The organism is Streptomyces scabiei 87.22, assembly GCF_000091305.1.
Taxonomy (GTDB): Bacteria; Actinomycetota; Actinomycetes; order Streptomycetales; family Streptomycetaceae; genus Streptomyces; species Streptomyces scabiei.
On sequence record NC_013929.1, the window covers coordinates 6339027 to 6352772 of the forward strand.

17 protein-coding genes are annotated in these 13746 nt (G+C 70.3%); 9 read left to right on the forward strand and 8 right to left on the reverse strand.

What is annotated here, in order from left to right; genetic code table 11:
- Positions 1–96 precede the first annotated feature (96 nt).
- A complete protein-coding gene (locus SCAB_RS27140; RefSeq protein WP_013003283.1) occupies positions 97–582 on the forward strand; it encodes a hypothetical protein in 486 nt (161 codons plus the stop codon).
- On the opposite strand, the gene SCAB_RS27145 is transcribed toward SCAB_RS27140, so the two are convergent.
- On the reverse strand, positions 573–1073 hold the full coding sequence (locus tag SCAB_RS27145; RefSeq protein WP_013003284.1) for a hypothetical protein: 501 nt from the start codon (positions 1071–1073) through the stop codon (positions 573–575). The genes SCAB_RS27140 and SCAB_RS27145 overlap by 10 nt on opposite strands.
- Positions 1074–1121: 48 nt before the next feature.
- A complete protein-coding gene (locus tag SCAB_RS47415) occupies positions 1122–1646 on the reverse strand; it encodes a hypothetical protein (RefSeq protein WP_013003285.1) in 525 nt (174 codons plus the stop codon).
- Positions 1647–1811: 165 nt separating this feature from the next.
- On the opposite strand from SCAB_RS47415, the gene SCAB_RS27155 reads away from it, so the two are divergent.
- Positions 1812–2783, forward strand: coding sequence for a GlxA family transcriptional regulator (locus tag SCAB_RS27155; RefSeq protein ID WP_013003286.1), 972 nt, complete (start codon positions 1812–1814; stop codon positions 2781–2783).
- A 191-nt stretch (positions 2784–2974) separates the two neighbouring features.
- On the opposite strand, the gene SCAB_RS27160 is transcribed toward SCAB_RS27155, so the two are convergent.
- Entirely contained in the window at positions 2975–3277 is a 303-nt protein-coding gene (locus SCAB_RS27160; protein WP_013003287.1) for a hypothetical protein, read from the reverse strand.
- Positions 3278–3472: 195 nt separating this feature from the next.
- On the opposite strand from SCAB_RS27160, the gene SCAB_RS27165 reads away from it, so the two are divergent.
- From SCAB_RS27165 to SCAB_RS27190, 6 genes are all read left to right on the forward strand, one after another.
- Positions 3473–3895: an Hsp20/alpha crystallin family protein gene (locus SCAB_RS27165; RefSeq protein WP_037729494.1), complete on the forward strand. Its 423-nt coding sequence runs from the start codon at positions 3473–3475 to the stop codon at positions 3893–3895.
- A 439-nt stretch (positions 3896–4334) separates the two neighbouring features.
- The gene (locus tag SCAB_RS27170) at positions 4335–5861 is read left to right on the forward strand and encodes a hypothetical protein (RefSeq protein WP_013003289.1); all 1527 of its coding nucleotides are present in this window, start codon (positions 4335–4337) and stop codon (positions 5859–5861) included.
- 139 nt (positions 5862–6000) lie between these two features.
- Positions 6001–7179, forward strand: a complete 1179-nt coding sequence (locus SCAB_RS27175; RefSeq protein WP_013003290.1) for a winged helix DNA-binding domain-containing protein — start codon at positions 6001–6003, stop codon at positions 7177–7179.
- A gap of 53 nt (positions 7180–7232) precedes the next feature.
- Entirely contained in the window at positions 7233–7712 is a 480-nt protein-coding gene (locus tag SCAB_RS27180) for a hypothetical protein (protein ID WP_013003291.1), read from the forward strand.
- Complete coding sequence (locus SCAB_RS27185; protein ID WP_013003292.1) at positions 7709–8068, forward strand: hypothetical protein; 360 nt, start codon at positions 7709–7711, stop codon at positions 8066–8068. Before SCAB_RS27180 ends, SCAB_RS27185 begins: the two co-directional genes overlap by 4 nt.
- A 153-nt stretch (positions 8069–8221) precedes the next feature.
- Positions 8222–8824, forward strand: coding sequence for a TIGR04222 domain-containing membrane protein (locus SCAB_RS27190; RefSeq protein WP_041669703.1), 603 nt, complete (start codon positions 8222–8224; stop codon positions 8822–8824).
- Positions 8825–8868: 44 nt separating this feature from the next.
- Here SCAB_RS27190 and SCAB_RS27195 read toward each other — a convergent pair whose 3' ends face one another.
- The gene (locus SCAB_RS27195; RefSeq protein WP_013003294.1) at positions 8869–9414 is read right to left on the reverse strand and encodes a class IV adenylate cyclase; all 546 of its coding nucleotides are present in this window, start codon (positions 9412–9414) and stop codon (positions 8869–8871) included.
- Positions 9415–9505: 91 nt separating this feature from the next.
- Here SCAB_RS27195 and SCAB_RS27200 point away from each other — a divergent pair, with 91 nt between their 5' ends.
- Entirely contained in the window at positions 9506–10363 is an 858-nt protein-coding gene (locus SCAB_RS27200; RefSeq protein WP_041670961.1) for a hypothetical protein, read from the forward strand.
- Here the strand turns inward: SCAB_RS27200 and SCAB_RS27205 are convergent.
- From SCAB_RS27205 to SCAB_RS27215, 4 genes are all read right to left on the reverse strand, one after another.
- Positions 10341–11210 (reverse strand): aldo/keto reductase, encoded by an 870-nt coding sequence (locus SCAB_RS27205; protein ID WP_041669705.1) that lies wholly within the window; start codon positions 11208–11210, stop codon positions 10341–10343. The two genes, SCAB_RS27200 and SCAB_RS27205, sit on opposite strands and share 23 nt — an antisense overlap.
- Positions 11144–12340 carry a JmjC domain-containing protein gene (locus SCAB_RS27210; protein ID WP_041669707.1) on the reverse strand — a complete coding sequence of 399 codons (1197 nt, stop codon included), beginning with the start codon at positions 12338–12340 and terminating at the stop codon, positions 11144–11146. The genes SCAB_RS27205 and SCAB_RS27210 overlap by 67 nt, the downstream gene beginning before the upstream one ends.
- Positions 12341–12427: 87 nt before the next feature.
- Positions 12428–12592: a hypothetical protein gene (locus tag SCAB_RS47820; RefSeq protein WP_173402909.1), complete on the reverse strand. Its 165-nt coding sequence runs from the start codon at positions 12590–12592 to the stop codon at positions 12428–12430.
- A 304-nt stretch (positions 12593–12896) separates the two neighbouring features.
- The gene (locus SCAB_RS27215; RefSeq protein ID WP_013003299.1) at positions 12897–13745 is read right to left on the reverse strand and encodes a helix-turn-helix domain-containing protein; all 849 of its coding nucleotides are present in this window, start codon (positions 13743–13745) and stop codon (positions 12897–12899) included.
- Position 13746 lies beyond the last annotated feature (1 nt).

Genomic DNA, 13746 nt, shown 5'->3' on the forward strand with positions numbered 1-13746 from the left:
TGGCCGGCTCCGGGCGGCTTCTGGGTACGGGGGAGCAGGCCGGTCTGAGTACGCGTACTCTGTCGGCCCGCCGCCCGCCCCGGAACCCTCGTACGCATGACCGAGAAGCTGCTCCGCCCCCTGCGCACGCGCCCCTGGCCGGAACGCTGGCTGACCCGCCTGCTCGGCGCCGCCCTCGCCGCGGCCGCGTACCGCCTCTGCCTTCCGTGGGACCTGCGCGACCGGCCCGAGCTGGAGGGCTCCCTGACGGAGACGAACCCCGTGACCGTCACGGGCGTGATCGCCCTCGCCGTCGTCCTGCTGCTCCTCGCGGCCTACTTCGGCCACCGGGACGCCCTGGCCTGGCCGCTGGTCCTGGTCGCCGTCCCGCCGTCCGCCCTGATGTACGTGTCCTTCCACGCCCCCACCGAGCCCCCGGACGCGGCCGTATGGCCCCTGTCCTGGGCCTTCTTCACGCTGGTGCTGGGCGCGTGGGTGCTGGTCGCGTCGTCGGTGGCGCGGCGGTTCCGGACGGAGCCGGTGGACGAGGGGTGGCTGATCCGCGGCCGGTCCCCGGACCGTTCGGCCGCCGGTCAGCCGTAGAAGTACCGCCGGGCCTTGTTCTCGAAGTAGGAGGAGTAGACGAGGCCGATGGCCGGGGTGCCCCGGTACGAGCCCACGTACTGCTGGGTGCTGTCGACCACCACGGGCCGCGCCATGCACGCCCACTTGTTGCGCTGCTGGGCCTCCGCCCAGCGCACGGCCGCCGGGTCCACCCGGTCGCTGACCAGGACGGGGAACGCGGCGACCCCGTTCTGGATGCCGACCGGCAGACCGCCCTTGGTCTTCTTCGCGTACGTCAGCACCTGGTCGGTGAAGGTCTCGATGGTGGGGATGGTTATCTCCTGGACCGCCGCCGCGACCGTGAACAGGTGCAGCTTCGTCCCCATCCAGCTCCACTTGAAGTCGGCCCGGCGCCCGACGAGCACGGGCACCCCGGCCCACTCCTCCCACCAGGTGCGGCATTCGTCGGCGGCGAGGCGGGCGGCGACGGAGGCGAGGTAGGTCTGGGAGGGCGACTGCTGTGGATGCATGGCCGGATCATGCACCCACCCGGGCACCGCGGGGAAGGCGGGGTCGGGTCATGCTCCCGTGGTCGAACCGGGCCGCACGATCATCAGGATCGTGACCGTCGCCCACAGCAGGTTGAACACCCCGGTGAACATGGCGAGTCGGGCGGTGGCCCGGGTGTCGACGGCGGTGCCGGTGGCCGTGTCGGCGGTGCCGGTGGCGGGGCTTCCGGTGGTGGGGCCTTCGGTGGCGGTGCCCCCGAGCCCTGCCAGGATCTCCTCCTGCCGGGGCAGCACCAGCGCCAGCAGGACCATCGCCGCGAGGGCGGTCAGCAGCATCGACACGATCAGCCAGGCGTCGTTCAGCACCCCCATGCTCATCGCGGTGGCGAACCCGAGCACGGGCACCGCGATGCCCACACCGCCGTACACCCGGCAGATCCGGTGCAGCAGCCGTACGGCCGCCACCGCCCGCTCGCTGCCGGGTTCGCCGAGCGCCTTGCGTGCGCTCGGCGGAAACATGCTGGCGGCGACGGTGACGGGCCCGACGGCGACGATCGCGGCGAGGACGTGGAGGGAGAGCAGGAACTTGGTCACGGGGGGACGGTAGGTCGCGCCGGGAGCCGGTGGAAGTGGCGGGATTGCCAGTGGTCAACGGATTCTCGCCAGCCTTCCAGGAGCCAGGGGGCGCGGTGGGCTGGGGCATGGGGGAGCGGGAGGGCACCGCTTGGCGGAAACCCGGCCCGGACCTACGCTCCCGCCATGCACACCGTGGCCGTACTGGCGCTCGACGACGTGATCCCCTTCGACCTGTCGGTCCCCGTCGACACCTTCGGCTGGGCCCGGCTGCCGGACGGCCGGGAGGCGTACCGGGTGCGGGTCTGCTCGGTGGCGGAGGGGCGGGAGGTGAAGGCGGGGCCGTTCGGCGTGCGGGCGCCGTACGGGCTGCAGGCGCTGGCCGAGGCCGACACGATCATCCTGCCGGGGACGGAGGACCCGACCGCGCCGCTGCCGCCCGGTGTGACGGAGGCGCTGCACGCGGCGGCGGCGAACGGCACGAGGATCGCCTCGATCTGTGTCGGCGCGTTCCTCTTCGCGGCGACGGGCCTGCTGGACGGGCTGCGCGCCACGACCCACTGGATCGCGGCCCCCGACCTCGCGGCCCGCCACCCGGAGATCACCGTCGACCCGAACGTCCTCTACGTCGACAACGGCCAGTTCCTCACCTCGGCGGGCGCCGCCGCGGCCATGGACATGTGCCTGCACATGATCCGCCGGGACCACGGCTCGGCGGTCGCCGCGTTCACCGCCCGGATGTGTGTCATGCCTCTCGAACGGGAGGGCGGCCAGGCCCAGTTCATCGTCCAGGACCAGCCCGCGGCCCCCGCCGGCGCGACGATGGAGCCCCTGCTGCACTGGCTGGAGGGGAACGTGGAGCGGGATCTGACCCTGGACGACATCGCCCTGCACGCCGGCACCAGCGCCCGCACCCTGAACCGCCGCTTCCGCGAACAGACCGGTACGACGCCCCTGCAGTGGCTGCACCGGGCGCGGGTCCGCCGAGCCCAGTACCTCCTGGAGTCCACCGACCACACGGTCGAACGCATCGCGGCCCAGGCGGGCTTCGGCTCCCCGACGGCGTTCCGGGACCGCTTCAAGAGGGTGGTGGGGACGAGCCCGTACGCGTACCGGCGGGCGTTCCGGGGGGAGGGGAGCGGGGCCGTGTCCCGGTAGGGGCGTGCCGCATCGAGGGCGTGCCCCTCAGGGGCGCGGGGAACTGCGCGAGCAACCACGGACGACCCGCGGTCCGCGTCCGGACGGAAGCCGCTACCCCTTCCGGTAGGGAGCCCTCACCCTTTCCGGCCGGTGACCGCCTCTTCCGGCCGTGACCACTCCTTCCGCGGCCCAGGAGCGGCAGGAACCCTCTATTCCTTGCGGTCGGCCACCGCCCACGAGGCCAGTGCCATCACCCCGGCCACCCCGAACACCGCCGGCCAGGCGCCCACCTTCTTCGCCAGGGGGTGGGACCCCGCGAACGCGGCCACGTACCCCGCGGTCAGCGCCCCCGCCGCCCTGCCCCCGGCCGCCTGCTGCCACTGCCGGGCCGCCGCGGCCCCGGCGACGGCCAGCACCGCCCCGCCGAGCGGCCGCTTCTTCGTCCAGCGGGCCACCCCGTACCCGCCGATGAGCCCGCTCGCGGCCACCGCCGCCGTGGGAACCTTCGCCATCCCTGCCTCCTGTGCCGTCGCTGACGCCGTCCTCGGTACCTGCCTGGCCCGGTGTCCGACGCGAGGCTAGCTCCGCGGAGCCCTCGGCCCCCGAACCTGAGTCGAGGGTTGTCAAGTTTCCTCCTTCGAGCTATATAAGAAGCCGTAGGAATTCAGAGGGCATCGCACCCAACGTCAGAAGAGAGGAGTGCCGTGATGCTCATGCGCACCGACCCCTTCCGCGAATTCGACCGACTCGCGCAGCAGGTGTTCGGTTCCGACAACCGGCCGGCCGCCATGCCGATGGACGCCTACCGGTCCGGCGACGACTTCGTCGTCCACTTCGACCTCCCGGGCGTCGACCCGGAGACCATCGACCTGGACGTCGAGCGCAACGTCCTGAACGTCCACGCCGAGCGCCGTTCCCCGGCCCCCGAGGGTGCCGAGATGATCGCCGCCGAGCGCCCGACGGGTGTCTTCAGCCGCCAGCTGTTCCTCGGTGACACCCTCGACGCCGACCGCGTCGACGCCTCGTACGACGCCGGCGTCCTGACGCTGCGCATCCCGGTCGCCGAGAAGGCCAAGCCGCGCAAGATCCAGGTCGTCGGCGGCACCGGCCGCCACCAGCTGAACCGCTGAGCCGGTACCGCGCCCACGCCGGAGGGGCGGGAGGGTGAGACGCACAGCCCGTCTGTGCCTCTCACTCCTCCCGCCCCTCCTGCGCGTCCGCCATCCCGTTCCCGGGGGCGGGCCCCCGACCGGCCAAGGGCCCGCAACTCCCCTCTGGGGCAAGACAGTTGAGCCTCGCCCACATGTGATCCATGCCACAGGGGAGGTGCGGGGGAAGTGGTGGGCGGCGCTCCGGCAGCCTGGCATGCTCATGCATGGCTACTGGGAGGTAACCAGCGCGTGCGCACTGTCATGAGGACAGCTGTGCCGCTCGGCCCACCCCCCGTCGCCAGGCGCCGCCTCACCACGCGCGCCTGCTCTCCGGCATGCCGTCATGGCGCCCCCGCCATGCCGCTCAGCCGCCCCTCCTGAAGCGCACCCCCCTGTCACCGCTCCCGAGGACTCACGCGTGCACAAGCTCAGAAGACATGCCCTGGTCACGGCACTGTCGGCGATCACCGTCGCGACCCTGCTGGCCACCGGCTGCTCCACCGAATCCCCCGCCACCGGCGACAGGGCGGCCGCCACCACGGCCGAGACCCCCGAGCCCGCCGCCGCCGGGGAACAGCTCGCCGTCGTCGCCGCCCCGCCCGACGGCGCCACCCCCACCGCCATGGCCGACGCGCGCGCGGACGACCGGGGCGAGGCCCGGAAGTCCCCGCTCAAGGTCGCCTCGTACGACAGGAAGAGCGGCCGGGCCGTCATCACGGCACCGCCGTCGGACGCGGACGACGAACCGTCGCGCCCGGACGACGAGCCGTCGGCGACCCCCTCGCGGACGGGCACCCCCACCCCCACCGCTCCGGACGAGCCCGACACGCCCTCCGGCACGCCCTCGGACAAGGGCTCCGGCGCGGCGAAGCCCAAGGCCGCCGTGGCCGTCGGCGACGTCATAGCCAGCGCTCCCGCCCCCGGCGCCCCCGACGGCGTCCTGGCCGAGGTGACGGAGATCGTCGACACCGCGAAGGACGGCGGTACGACGGTCGCGACCGAGCCGGCCACGCTCGACGCGGTCCTCGGTGAGCGCGAGGCGAAGGGCGCGGTCCCCGTCGACCCGTCCACCCTGAAGGTCGACCCGCTCGTCCAGGGCGTGAAGGTCTCCTGGGCGAAGACCGGCGACCTGACCTTCGGCCCCGAGGGCGCGAAGCTCCCGCTGGGCAGCCTGCGCATCGACGTGGGCGCGGCCGTGGAGACCGCCCCCGGCGCCCCCGCCTCGGCCGCCGCGTCCGTCGAGGGCTTCGTCCAGCTCGCCCCCGAGGTCGCCTTCTCCTACGACGGTTCCGGCTCCGGCACGGGCTCCTCGCCCGGCGGCGCCTTCCTGGGCCTGACCGGCGACTGGGCCTCCCAGTGGTCGCTGAAGGGCCGCGCGGCCGGCTCGACCGACGGCAAGCCGATCCGCATCCCCTTCGCCGAACTGCACGCCGACCCCGTGATCCAGGCCGGCCCGGTCCCGATCGTCGTCAACCTCGACCTCGTCTGCTACTTCGAGGTGACCGCCGACGGCCGCGTCACGGTCGACGTCGAACAGGACCTCAAGGGCGACTTCAAGGTGGGCGGCAACTTCACCTGGTCCAAGGGCTGGCAGGGCGTCAGCGAGTCCCACATGACCGGTGAGCCCCTGAAGACGACGGTCACCGCCGTCGGCGACGTCAAGGCCGCCATGGGCGCCGAGGCGACGGTCGGCCTCTACGGCACGGTCGGCGTCACCGCCGACGTGGCCCCCTACCTCCGCGCCGAGGCCGACGCGACCGCCGAGGGCTCCGCCGACGGCACAGGCTCCGCCTCCGGCTCCTGGGCCCTGTACGGCGGCATCGACCTCACCGGCACGCTCAACATCCAGCTCTCCATCTTCGGCACGCCGATCTTCCAGACGAAGATCCCGCTCGGCGCGGTGCACGAGGAGTGGCTGCTGACGAAGGGCGAGGCGAAGACGTAACGAGCCGCGCGGGCGTAGCGGGCTGCGCGGACGTAGCGGGCCGCGCGGACCCACGCGGCGCGGGCCCTGTCCCCCACGGGGGCAGGGCCCGCAGGACGTGACCCTCCGGCCGTCCGGTCGGGGGAGAGAGAATCACGCCATGGGGACCCCGAAACTCACCGCCCGCGCGCTCAACCGTGCCACGCTCGCCCGCCAACTCCTCCTCGCCCGCGCACCGTTGACGGTGACGGAGGCGGTCCGGCGCATCGTGGCCGTGCAGGCCCAGCAGCCGGCGTCCCCGTACATCGCCCTGTGGAACCGCCTGTCCCCCTTCGACCCGGCGGCCCTGGACGCGGCACTCACCGACCACAGCCTGGTCAGGGCGACCCTGATGCGGATCACGGTCCACACGGTCCACGCCGACGACTACACCCCGTTCCGCGAGGCGATGGAACCCACCCTCCGGGGCTCCCGCCTGGGCGACCCCCGCTACCGCGCCTCCGGCCTCACCGCGACCGACGCCGACGCCTTCCTCCCCCACCTCCTCGACCACGCCCACGGCCACCCGCGCACGGCCACCGAACTCCGCACCCGCCTGGAGGAGCACCTCGGCACCCCCACGGCACTGGACTCCGGCGGCCACCGGATGCTCCGCCACTACGCCCCCCTGTGGCACGCCCCCACGGGCGGCCCCTGGTCCTTCGACACCCGCCAGTCGTACGTGGCGGCCTCACCCCGCCCGTCCCTCACCGACCCGGACGCACCCGCCGAGGGCCTGCGCACCCTGATCCGCCGCTACCTCCAGGGCTTCGGCCCGGCATCGGTGGCGGACATGGCCCAGTTCGCGCTGGTCCAGCAGCGCCGCATCAAGGAGGCGCTGTCCTCCATGACGGACGAACTCGAAACACTCCCGCCGTCCCTCGGCACCAGGACACCGCTCTACGACATCCCGGACGCCCCCCGCCCCCCGGAGGACACCCTCGCCCCACCCCGCCTGATGGCCATGTGGGACAGCACGCTCCTGGCCTACGCCGACCGGGGCCGCCTCCTGCCCGCCGAGTACCGCAGACACGTGACCCGCGTGAACGGCGACGTCCTGCCGACACTGCTGGTGGACGGTTACGTGGCGGGGATCTGGCGCCCCCGCCCCGACGCGATCGAGGCCACGGCCTTCCACCCGCTGAAGGACGAGGTCTGGGAAGCCCTGAAGTCGGAGGCCGCCACCCTGCACGCCTTCCTCACCGCCCGAGGAGACACGACCCCGTACAGCCGCTACGACCACTGGCGGACCAAGCCGTTCCCGGAGACGGCGGAGACCCGGTTGCTCTCTTTCGGGTGAGGGCGCCGCAGAGTGCTGGCACCCTCTCCAAATTTCGAAGTACTTTCAAAGTCATGAGTACCGAGAGAGCCGCCGTGAACTTCTCCGAGCTGGTGAACAAGAACAAGCAGACACTGGCCCGGCTCCAGGAATCGCCGAGACTGCTTCTGCACCGCAGGGACGGCGAGGACCTGGTGCTCACCACTGCGGCGCGAGCCGAGCAGGACCAGACCGTCGTGTCGGCGGCCACCCGGATGCTGGCCGCGATGGCCCGCCGCGAGCCCGGCAGCATGGAACTGCTGCTCGACATACTGCCGGACGCGTTCCCCTGGGTGCGCTTCCTCCCGGAGGCCGACGTCCACGCCTTCGCCGTCGAACTGGTCGACACCATGCGCGCCGCGGACTCCGTCGGCAACAGCGCGTCCGTCGCCCAACTCCTCATCGCCTGGCAGCACACGGCCGAGGTCCACTCCGACCCCGAACTGCTGGCCGCACTGACCCGAGACCACTCGGAGGACTACGGCTCGGTCCCCGACCCTCGGGACGTCGCATGACGCCGGGCCGCGGAGACCGCACCGCACCACCGGCACCGGACGGCCACTGGGAAGTCCGCTTCGCGGACGCGGCCTCGGCCAAAGGCTGGGAGAACCTAGCCCAACAGGCCCGGGAGAACACCTACCGAGCTTGGCTCACCCTGCGCACCCATCCCAAGCCGGCCATGGAGACACCCCGACACCATCGGCTCAAAGGCGCCTTGGCCCACGGCACCCACCGCGGCCGCACCTGCGAGCAGTGGCAGATCGAGGTGACCGCCGGCGGCCGCGTCTGGTATCTCCTGGACACCGCTCGCAGCACCTGCTGGATCACCTTTGCCGGCACGGGGCACCCGAGAGCCACGGACCGGAGCTGATCCGGCGCGGCGGCGAGAAGCCGGACCGTACTGAGCGTCCCCTCCCCAGCAGCTCAAGGAATGCTCTGAACCGGGCTGGAAGGGGGTTGTCCGCACCCCCGCACGGCGACACTGCCCACAGCTGAACTGCAGCGTGGCGAAGGGGGATGCGGCATGCGAGTGTTCCGGCGGTCGGCGGCCGTGGGGGAGTCCGAGGCCCTGGACATGTATGACCTGGCCTTCTTGGCGGGTGGGGTCCAACGAGTGGCGGACAGTGCGGTGGTCGCACTGTCCGAGGCCGGGTCGCTCAGGATGCGTGGCTCACGGGTACGGGCCCTGGGCGAGGCGCGCCGCCCAGAGCACCCGGTCGAGCGGGCCGTGATCGCCTGGTGCACGCGCAGCCGGTCCATTGCCTCCGTGCCCACAGCTCTGCGGACCTCTCCGGAGGTCGAGGAGATCGGCCGCCGACTGGCCACACGTGGCCTGGTGACGGGGACCCGCCGCCGTCCGACTCGGGCAGGCAGACGGCGACTGCGGTCGGCTCAACACGACGAAAGCCTGCCCGCGTACGTCCTGGACGGCCCCGCAACGCTCTCTCGCGGCCCGGTCCGACGCGGCGTCCTCAACGCGCATCCCCTGCCGTCGGGCCTCGGCCGCACCCTGACCCGCATGGGCAGGGCCCTGGACCGCGACTCCGACCTCGACACCACCGACTCCACCCCGGACTGGGGCGGGGGCTTCAGCTGCGGGGGTGGGGGTGGTGGAGGTGGCGACTGAGGCTCCAAGTGGGGGGCGTGACTGTCCGGACGAGCATGTGGACATCACGCGAAGAGGAGGGTCGGCTCGGCGAGGATGTCCCGCCCCAGTTCGCTCTTGTAGATCAAGTCAATGCTGCCAAAGCGGGCGTGGGCGTAGTCCAGGCCCAGAGCCGCCACGGCATCCCGCACGGCCGCCTCGGAAGAACTCTCGATCTCCAGGAAGGTGTCCAGCTCCGGCCAGGTGTCGAAGTCGTAAGTGACGCCGCTCAGTTGCCACTCTTCGCGGTAGTTCTGCTGGTAGCGGACCTGCCGCAGACCGAGTGCGGCGAGCAGCTCCGCTGTCTTGGCCAGGTCGTCGACCTCGACCTCGATCTCGGTGGTCCCGTTGATGTGTGTCGCATCGGTGACCTGCTTCAAGGTGAGCGTGGTCCTGCCGCCCTCGTCCCGTAGCCGCAGCCACTGTTCCCCTTGCACGGCGTCGTTCTCGAAGATCAGGCGGGTGAACAGCATCCTGGGGAAGACCTGTTCGGCCCCGGCGGCCCGCAGTGCGCCGACGGTGCTCTGTACGTCGATCTTCAGGAACTTCGCCTCGTACTCGTGTTGCGCCACGGTTCTCCTTGTCGTCTGGGCAGAAGCTGTCCATGCTCTCGATGGAGAGGTAGGGCAGCCTCTCAGTGTGGTCACTGCTACGGTCGCGTGCATGGCGTTCTCCGTCTCCATGGCCCAGGCTGTTGATCTACGGGTGCAGCCGGTTGACGATGTCCTTGAACGCGTCGAGCGGTCTCTGCAAGTGCACTTGCTCCCCGAAACGTTGGTGCGGAAGCGGCGATCGGTGGGGGCCAGGACGGACCGCGATACCTGGGTGCGGATCGAGCGGCGCTTGCTCGACAAGATCCCCGATCAGGGGTGGAACGGCACTGAGTGCGCCGCGCGTCTGGAAGGCATCACGCAACCCGAATGGCACGGATGTGTGGTCTGGCGGGACGTGAACGGGCCCATGATGTGGCGCGCGGACGAAACCGCGCTGCTGCCGGGAGCGCCTGTCGGTACCGCCGTGTTGAGTGTCGCCCCGGAACTGCCGGATCAGTGGTGGGAGTCGCTGAACGCCTCGTTGGATGCGCTGGCGGCTCAGGCCACGAGGCGGATCGCCACACCGGACACCGCCACCATCACCCAGGCCCTCGTGACCGAGTCCATCCATGGTGTCTTCCCCAGCGATTTCGATACGACTGTGGAGCGGTGGGTCCCGGCCCACGCGGATCTGAACTGGGCGAACGTGACCGCACCGACCTTCAGCCTCTTCGACTGGGAAGACTGGGGAAATGCACCGTTGGGGCTGGATTCTTCCTCCCTGTGGGCGAGTTCCCTCGCTGTCCCGGCTCTGGCCGATCGTGTACGGCACGAGCGCCGGTCCGACTTCGAGAGCCGGGATGGCAAGTTGATGGCGTTGTTCTCCTGCTCGAAGATCCTCGGGCCCTACGCGCACCCGGAGGACCCTCGTCTGGAGCCCGCCCGGCGCACGGCCGACCAGATCATCAAGGAGCTTCAAGCGGGTTGACCACACGAGAGTGGTCTCGAAGGAGACTCCGGTATTCCTGGACGGTCCGCTCCTCGACCTCGCCCGCCAGTGCGCCGACGAGTTCGCCCAAATGGGCGAGCTCATCAGTGCCCACGGCGACGGAGTCGACCCGCGGGAGGTGATAAGCGGCTCTGAACGCCGCCTGTGCACAGGAGAGTTGACTGCTGTCACGGAGAAAGACGCGGGGGTCGATCCTGGCCCACACCGGGGCGCTGGTGCTGCCTCCGAAAGGGCTCATCCCCCATACCTCGCCGCTGCCCAAGCCCCACGCCTTGGTGAGGGCATCCGAGGCGTCCAGTGTTCTGGCTCCGACAAGCAAACCGGCGCGGACCATGAGGACCGCTGGCCTCGGTACGGTCGTGTCGACCAGGCTCAACAAGGGCGACGGGTCCCAGGACGCGACGCCCCACGCTGCGCACAGCCCCGTCGCCACAGCGGTGTCGAGGGCGGCACATGCCTGTACCAGTACGTCCTGGTTGTGAGGGGCGGCTTCGCGGAGCGAATGCTCCGGGTTGTGCAGGAACACCAAGTCCGGCTCTCGCGCAAGGTCCCAGGCAGCCTGTTCCACGGCAGCGTGCAGGCGTACGGAGTCCAGGGAGTGCTCCACCCCGTCCGGCCCGGGGAAAAAACCGACCTTGGTGGAGACCGTGAACTTCGGCAGCAGGTCGCCGGCTGTCCGCGCCAAGACCTGATGCGAGCGGAAGCCGAGGTAGTTGGTGCTGGTGTCGAGTGCGGTGACGCCTAGGTCCAGGGCCCCGGTCAGGAGACGGCGTTCGTGACGAGACCGGTGTAGCCCGAGGACAACTCGGGGGTCAGCACCGTGCACAGCTCCTCCTTCACCAGAATCTCGGCGACCTCCATCACCTCGGCTCCGACTACGGCTGCGGCCCGTTCCAGCGCGACCGGCCTGCCGCTGAGCAGCAGACGCAGCGCCGGCAGGGCCTTGACCGCGAGGGTCAGCTTCTTCCCTGAGGCCACGACGTCGACGGCCTCCCCGCCTTCCTGGATCCGGGGAGGGAAGTGGGTGGTGCACACCACGGCGTCGAGCGGCCCGAGTACGTCGAGGAACGGCACGTGCCGAGACAGCGTCGTCTCCTGCTCGTACGCGGCCAGGAAGTCGACCGGGGAACGTTCGGCGACGAGTCGGGCGGCAGCCGTGGTCAGGGCTTCGCTGCCGGCTCCGTGCCAGCGGTCGAGGTCCTGGCGGAAGATTTCGTGCTCACGGCACCAGTCGCCCAGCCATGCGAGCCAGCTCGCGCCCGTGCGCTTGGTGATGCCAAAGGTGACGTGAAGGCTATTGCCCGATCCGCTGCCGGTCCGGGTCGCCTGGTGCCAATGGCCTCGTGGGATGTGCATGACGTCACCGGCCCGCATAACGCCGGACCAGATGATCTCGTCGCTCGCGGTGTTGTTCGGGTCGGAGTCCCGGTACATCGGGACGTTTCGGGAGGCAGTGCGCACCTCCCACTTCTTCTCACCTGCCAGCTGCACGATCACGACATCGTGGTCATCCCAGTGCAGAGGGAAGCCTGCGGCGTCGTTCGTCGTCAGGTATACGTTGACCTGGACTCGCTCGCGGGACCACCACTGCAAGGCTCGGCAAGCGACCTCCATCGTGGGATCGAAGACGTTGGCCTGGTCCATGATCACCGTCGCGCCGTCCTGCAGGAGCCTGCCAAGGCTGCGCATGTTGACCATGGGGATGCTCTGACCCCGAGGGCTGACACTGTCGGTGTAGTAGATGGCTGGGTGGACCTCCTCGCCCTTCTGGAAGCATCGGAACTGCGGGCGGTTCAGGCTCCTGCGCATCGCAATGTCCAGCAGGCGGTTCGGAGTCATGATGCGGGAGACGAGGGTGGGGTCGTCCATGCTCCCGCGTACGAATCCCATGCCCAGCTCTTCGACCCCGCTCCATCCGAGCGCTGTCTTGATGGAGCTGATCAACCGATGTTCCATCGCTGCGTCCTCCATGAATTCGATCACGTGATTCGGACACAGCGGGGGCCGGCACGGCCGACCGTGCCGGCCCCCACCGCTTGGTGCCTACTCGCTGTCGTGCAGGTTGCCGTCGCCGCCCGGCCACGGCGCGTCGCCGGAACTCCCGGCGTTGTCCGACCGGAGGCTGTCGTACCGGTCGTGGACAGCGGTCAGTTCCTCTACCGCCACCAACAAGCCACTCGGGCCCGGCGGCGTCGTGTTGTCTGCCACTTCGTGCTCCTTCCTCTTCGGGTTCCCGGCCATGTCTGGCCGGGTTGGGGCGCTGGTGGAGCTGTGCTGTGCATGGCGCCGTAAGGCACCGCCGTTCCTGGCCTTTGGTCCATGACCGGGAGTCTGTGCGTTGCAGGGGGTGCGCAGCCCCTCCAAGAGGCGGGGGAGAAGGGCTACCGGGTCGCAGCCGCTGGGCCTCTCCTCCGCTGCCGCTGTAGCGTGGCGCTCGGTCCTTCGGCGACGTCAACGACCGTACGGAGCCAGCGATACCGGGCTCAACGAAATTGCGAGTTATTGCGGAACGTCAACCGAGGTCGCTGATAGCCGAGTTGATGAGGGCACGGGCGCGGTCGCCGTAGACGGCCATCTTTACGAGTTCGGCGAACGCCCTGCGGTAGTCGGCGATTTCGCGAGGCTGCCTGATGTTGATCTCAGCGGTCAGGGTTTCCACCACGGTGTGGGCGTCGTCGAAGATGTAGAACGCCTCAAGGGGCCACATGACGCGCGAGGCAGTGAACGGGATGACACCGAGTGAGACCGACGGCAGTGGCAGGACGTCAAGCAGGTGACGGAGCTGGCCCACCATCGTTGCCCGGTCGCCGATTCGGGAGCGTAGAACCCACTCTTCGAGCAGCACGACGAAGCGATGGCCTCCCTCGTACAGGAACCGGCTACGGGCGAGACGGGCGGCAACGGCATCGGCGACGTCGTTGGGCGTTCCCTGAAAGTCGGTGATCGACTGCATGAGGGCGGTGGCGAAGCCGGCGGTCTGGAAGAACCCTGGAACAGCATTCGAGCAGTACACCCGGCACACGGCCGCTTGCTCGTGGAGGGTGTAGAAATCCTCCTGGACCTTGCGCATACCGTTCTTGTGGATGCGCCGCCACTCCACATACATGGAGTCGACCGCCCGCGCCGTGGCGATCAGGTCCTCCGTCTGGCCCTCTGCTCCGCAGGCGGAGCACCATGCTCTGATGTCTGCGTCGGAGGGCGCGGCCTCGGCTTTCTGGATACGGGTCGTCTTCGCCGGATGCCAGCCGCACCGGGCGGAAAGCTCCTTCCCGGTAAGGCCGGCGTCCTGACGAAGGTGCTGCAAGCGCTTCGCGAGCGCCTCACGCGCCGCCTGGGCGCTGGAGGAAGGGGAGGCGGGCATC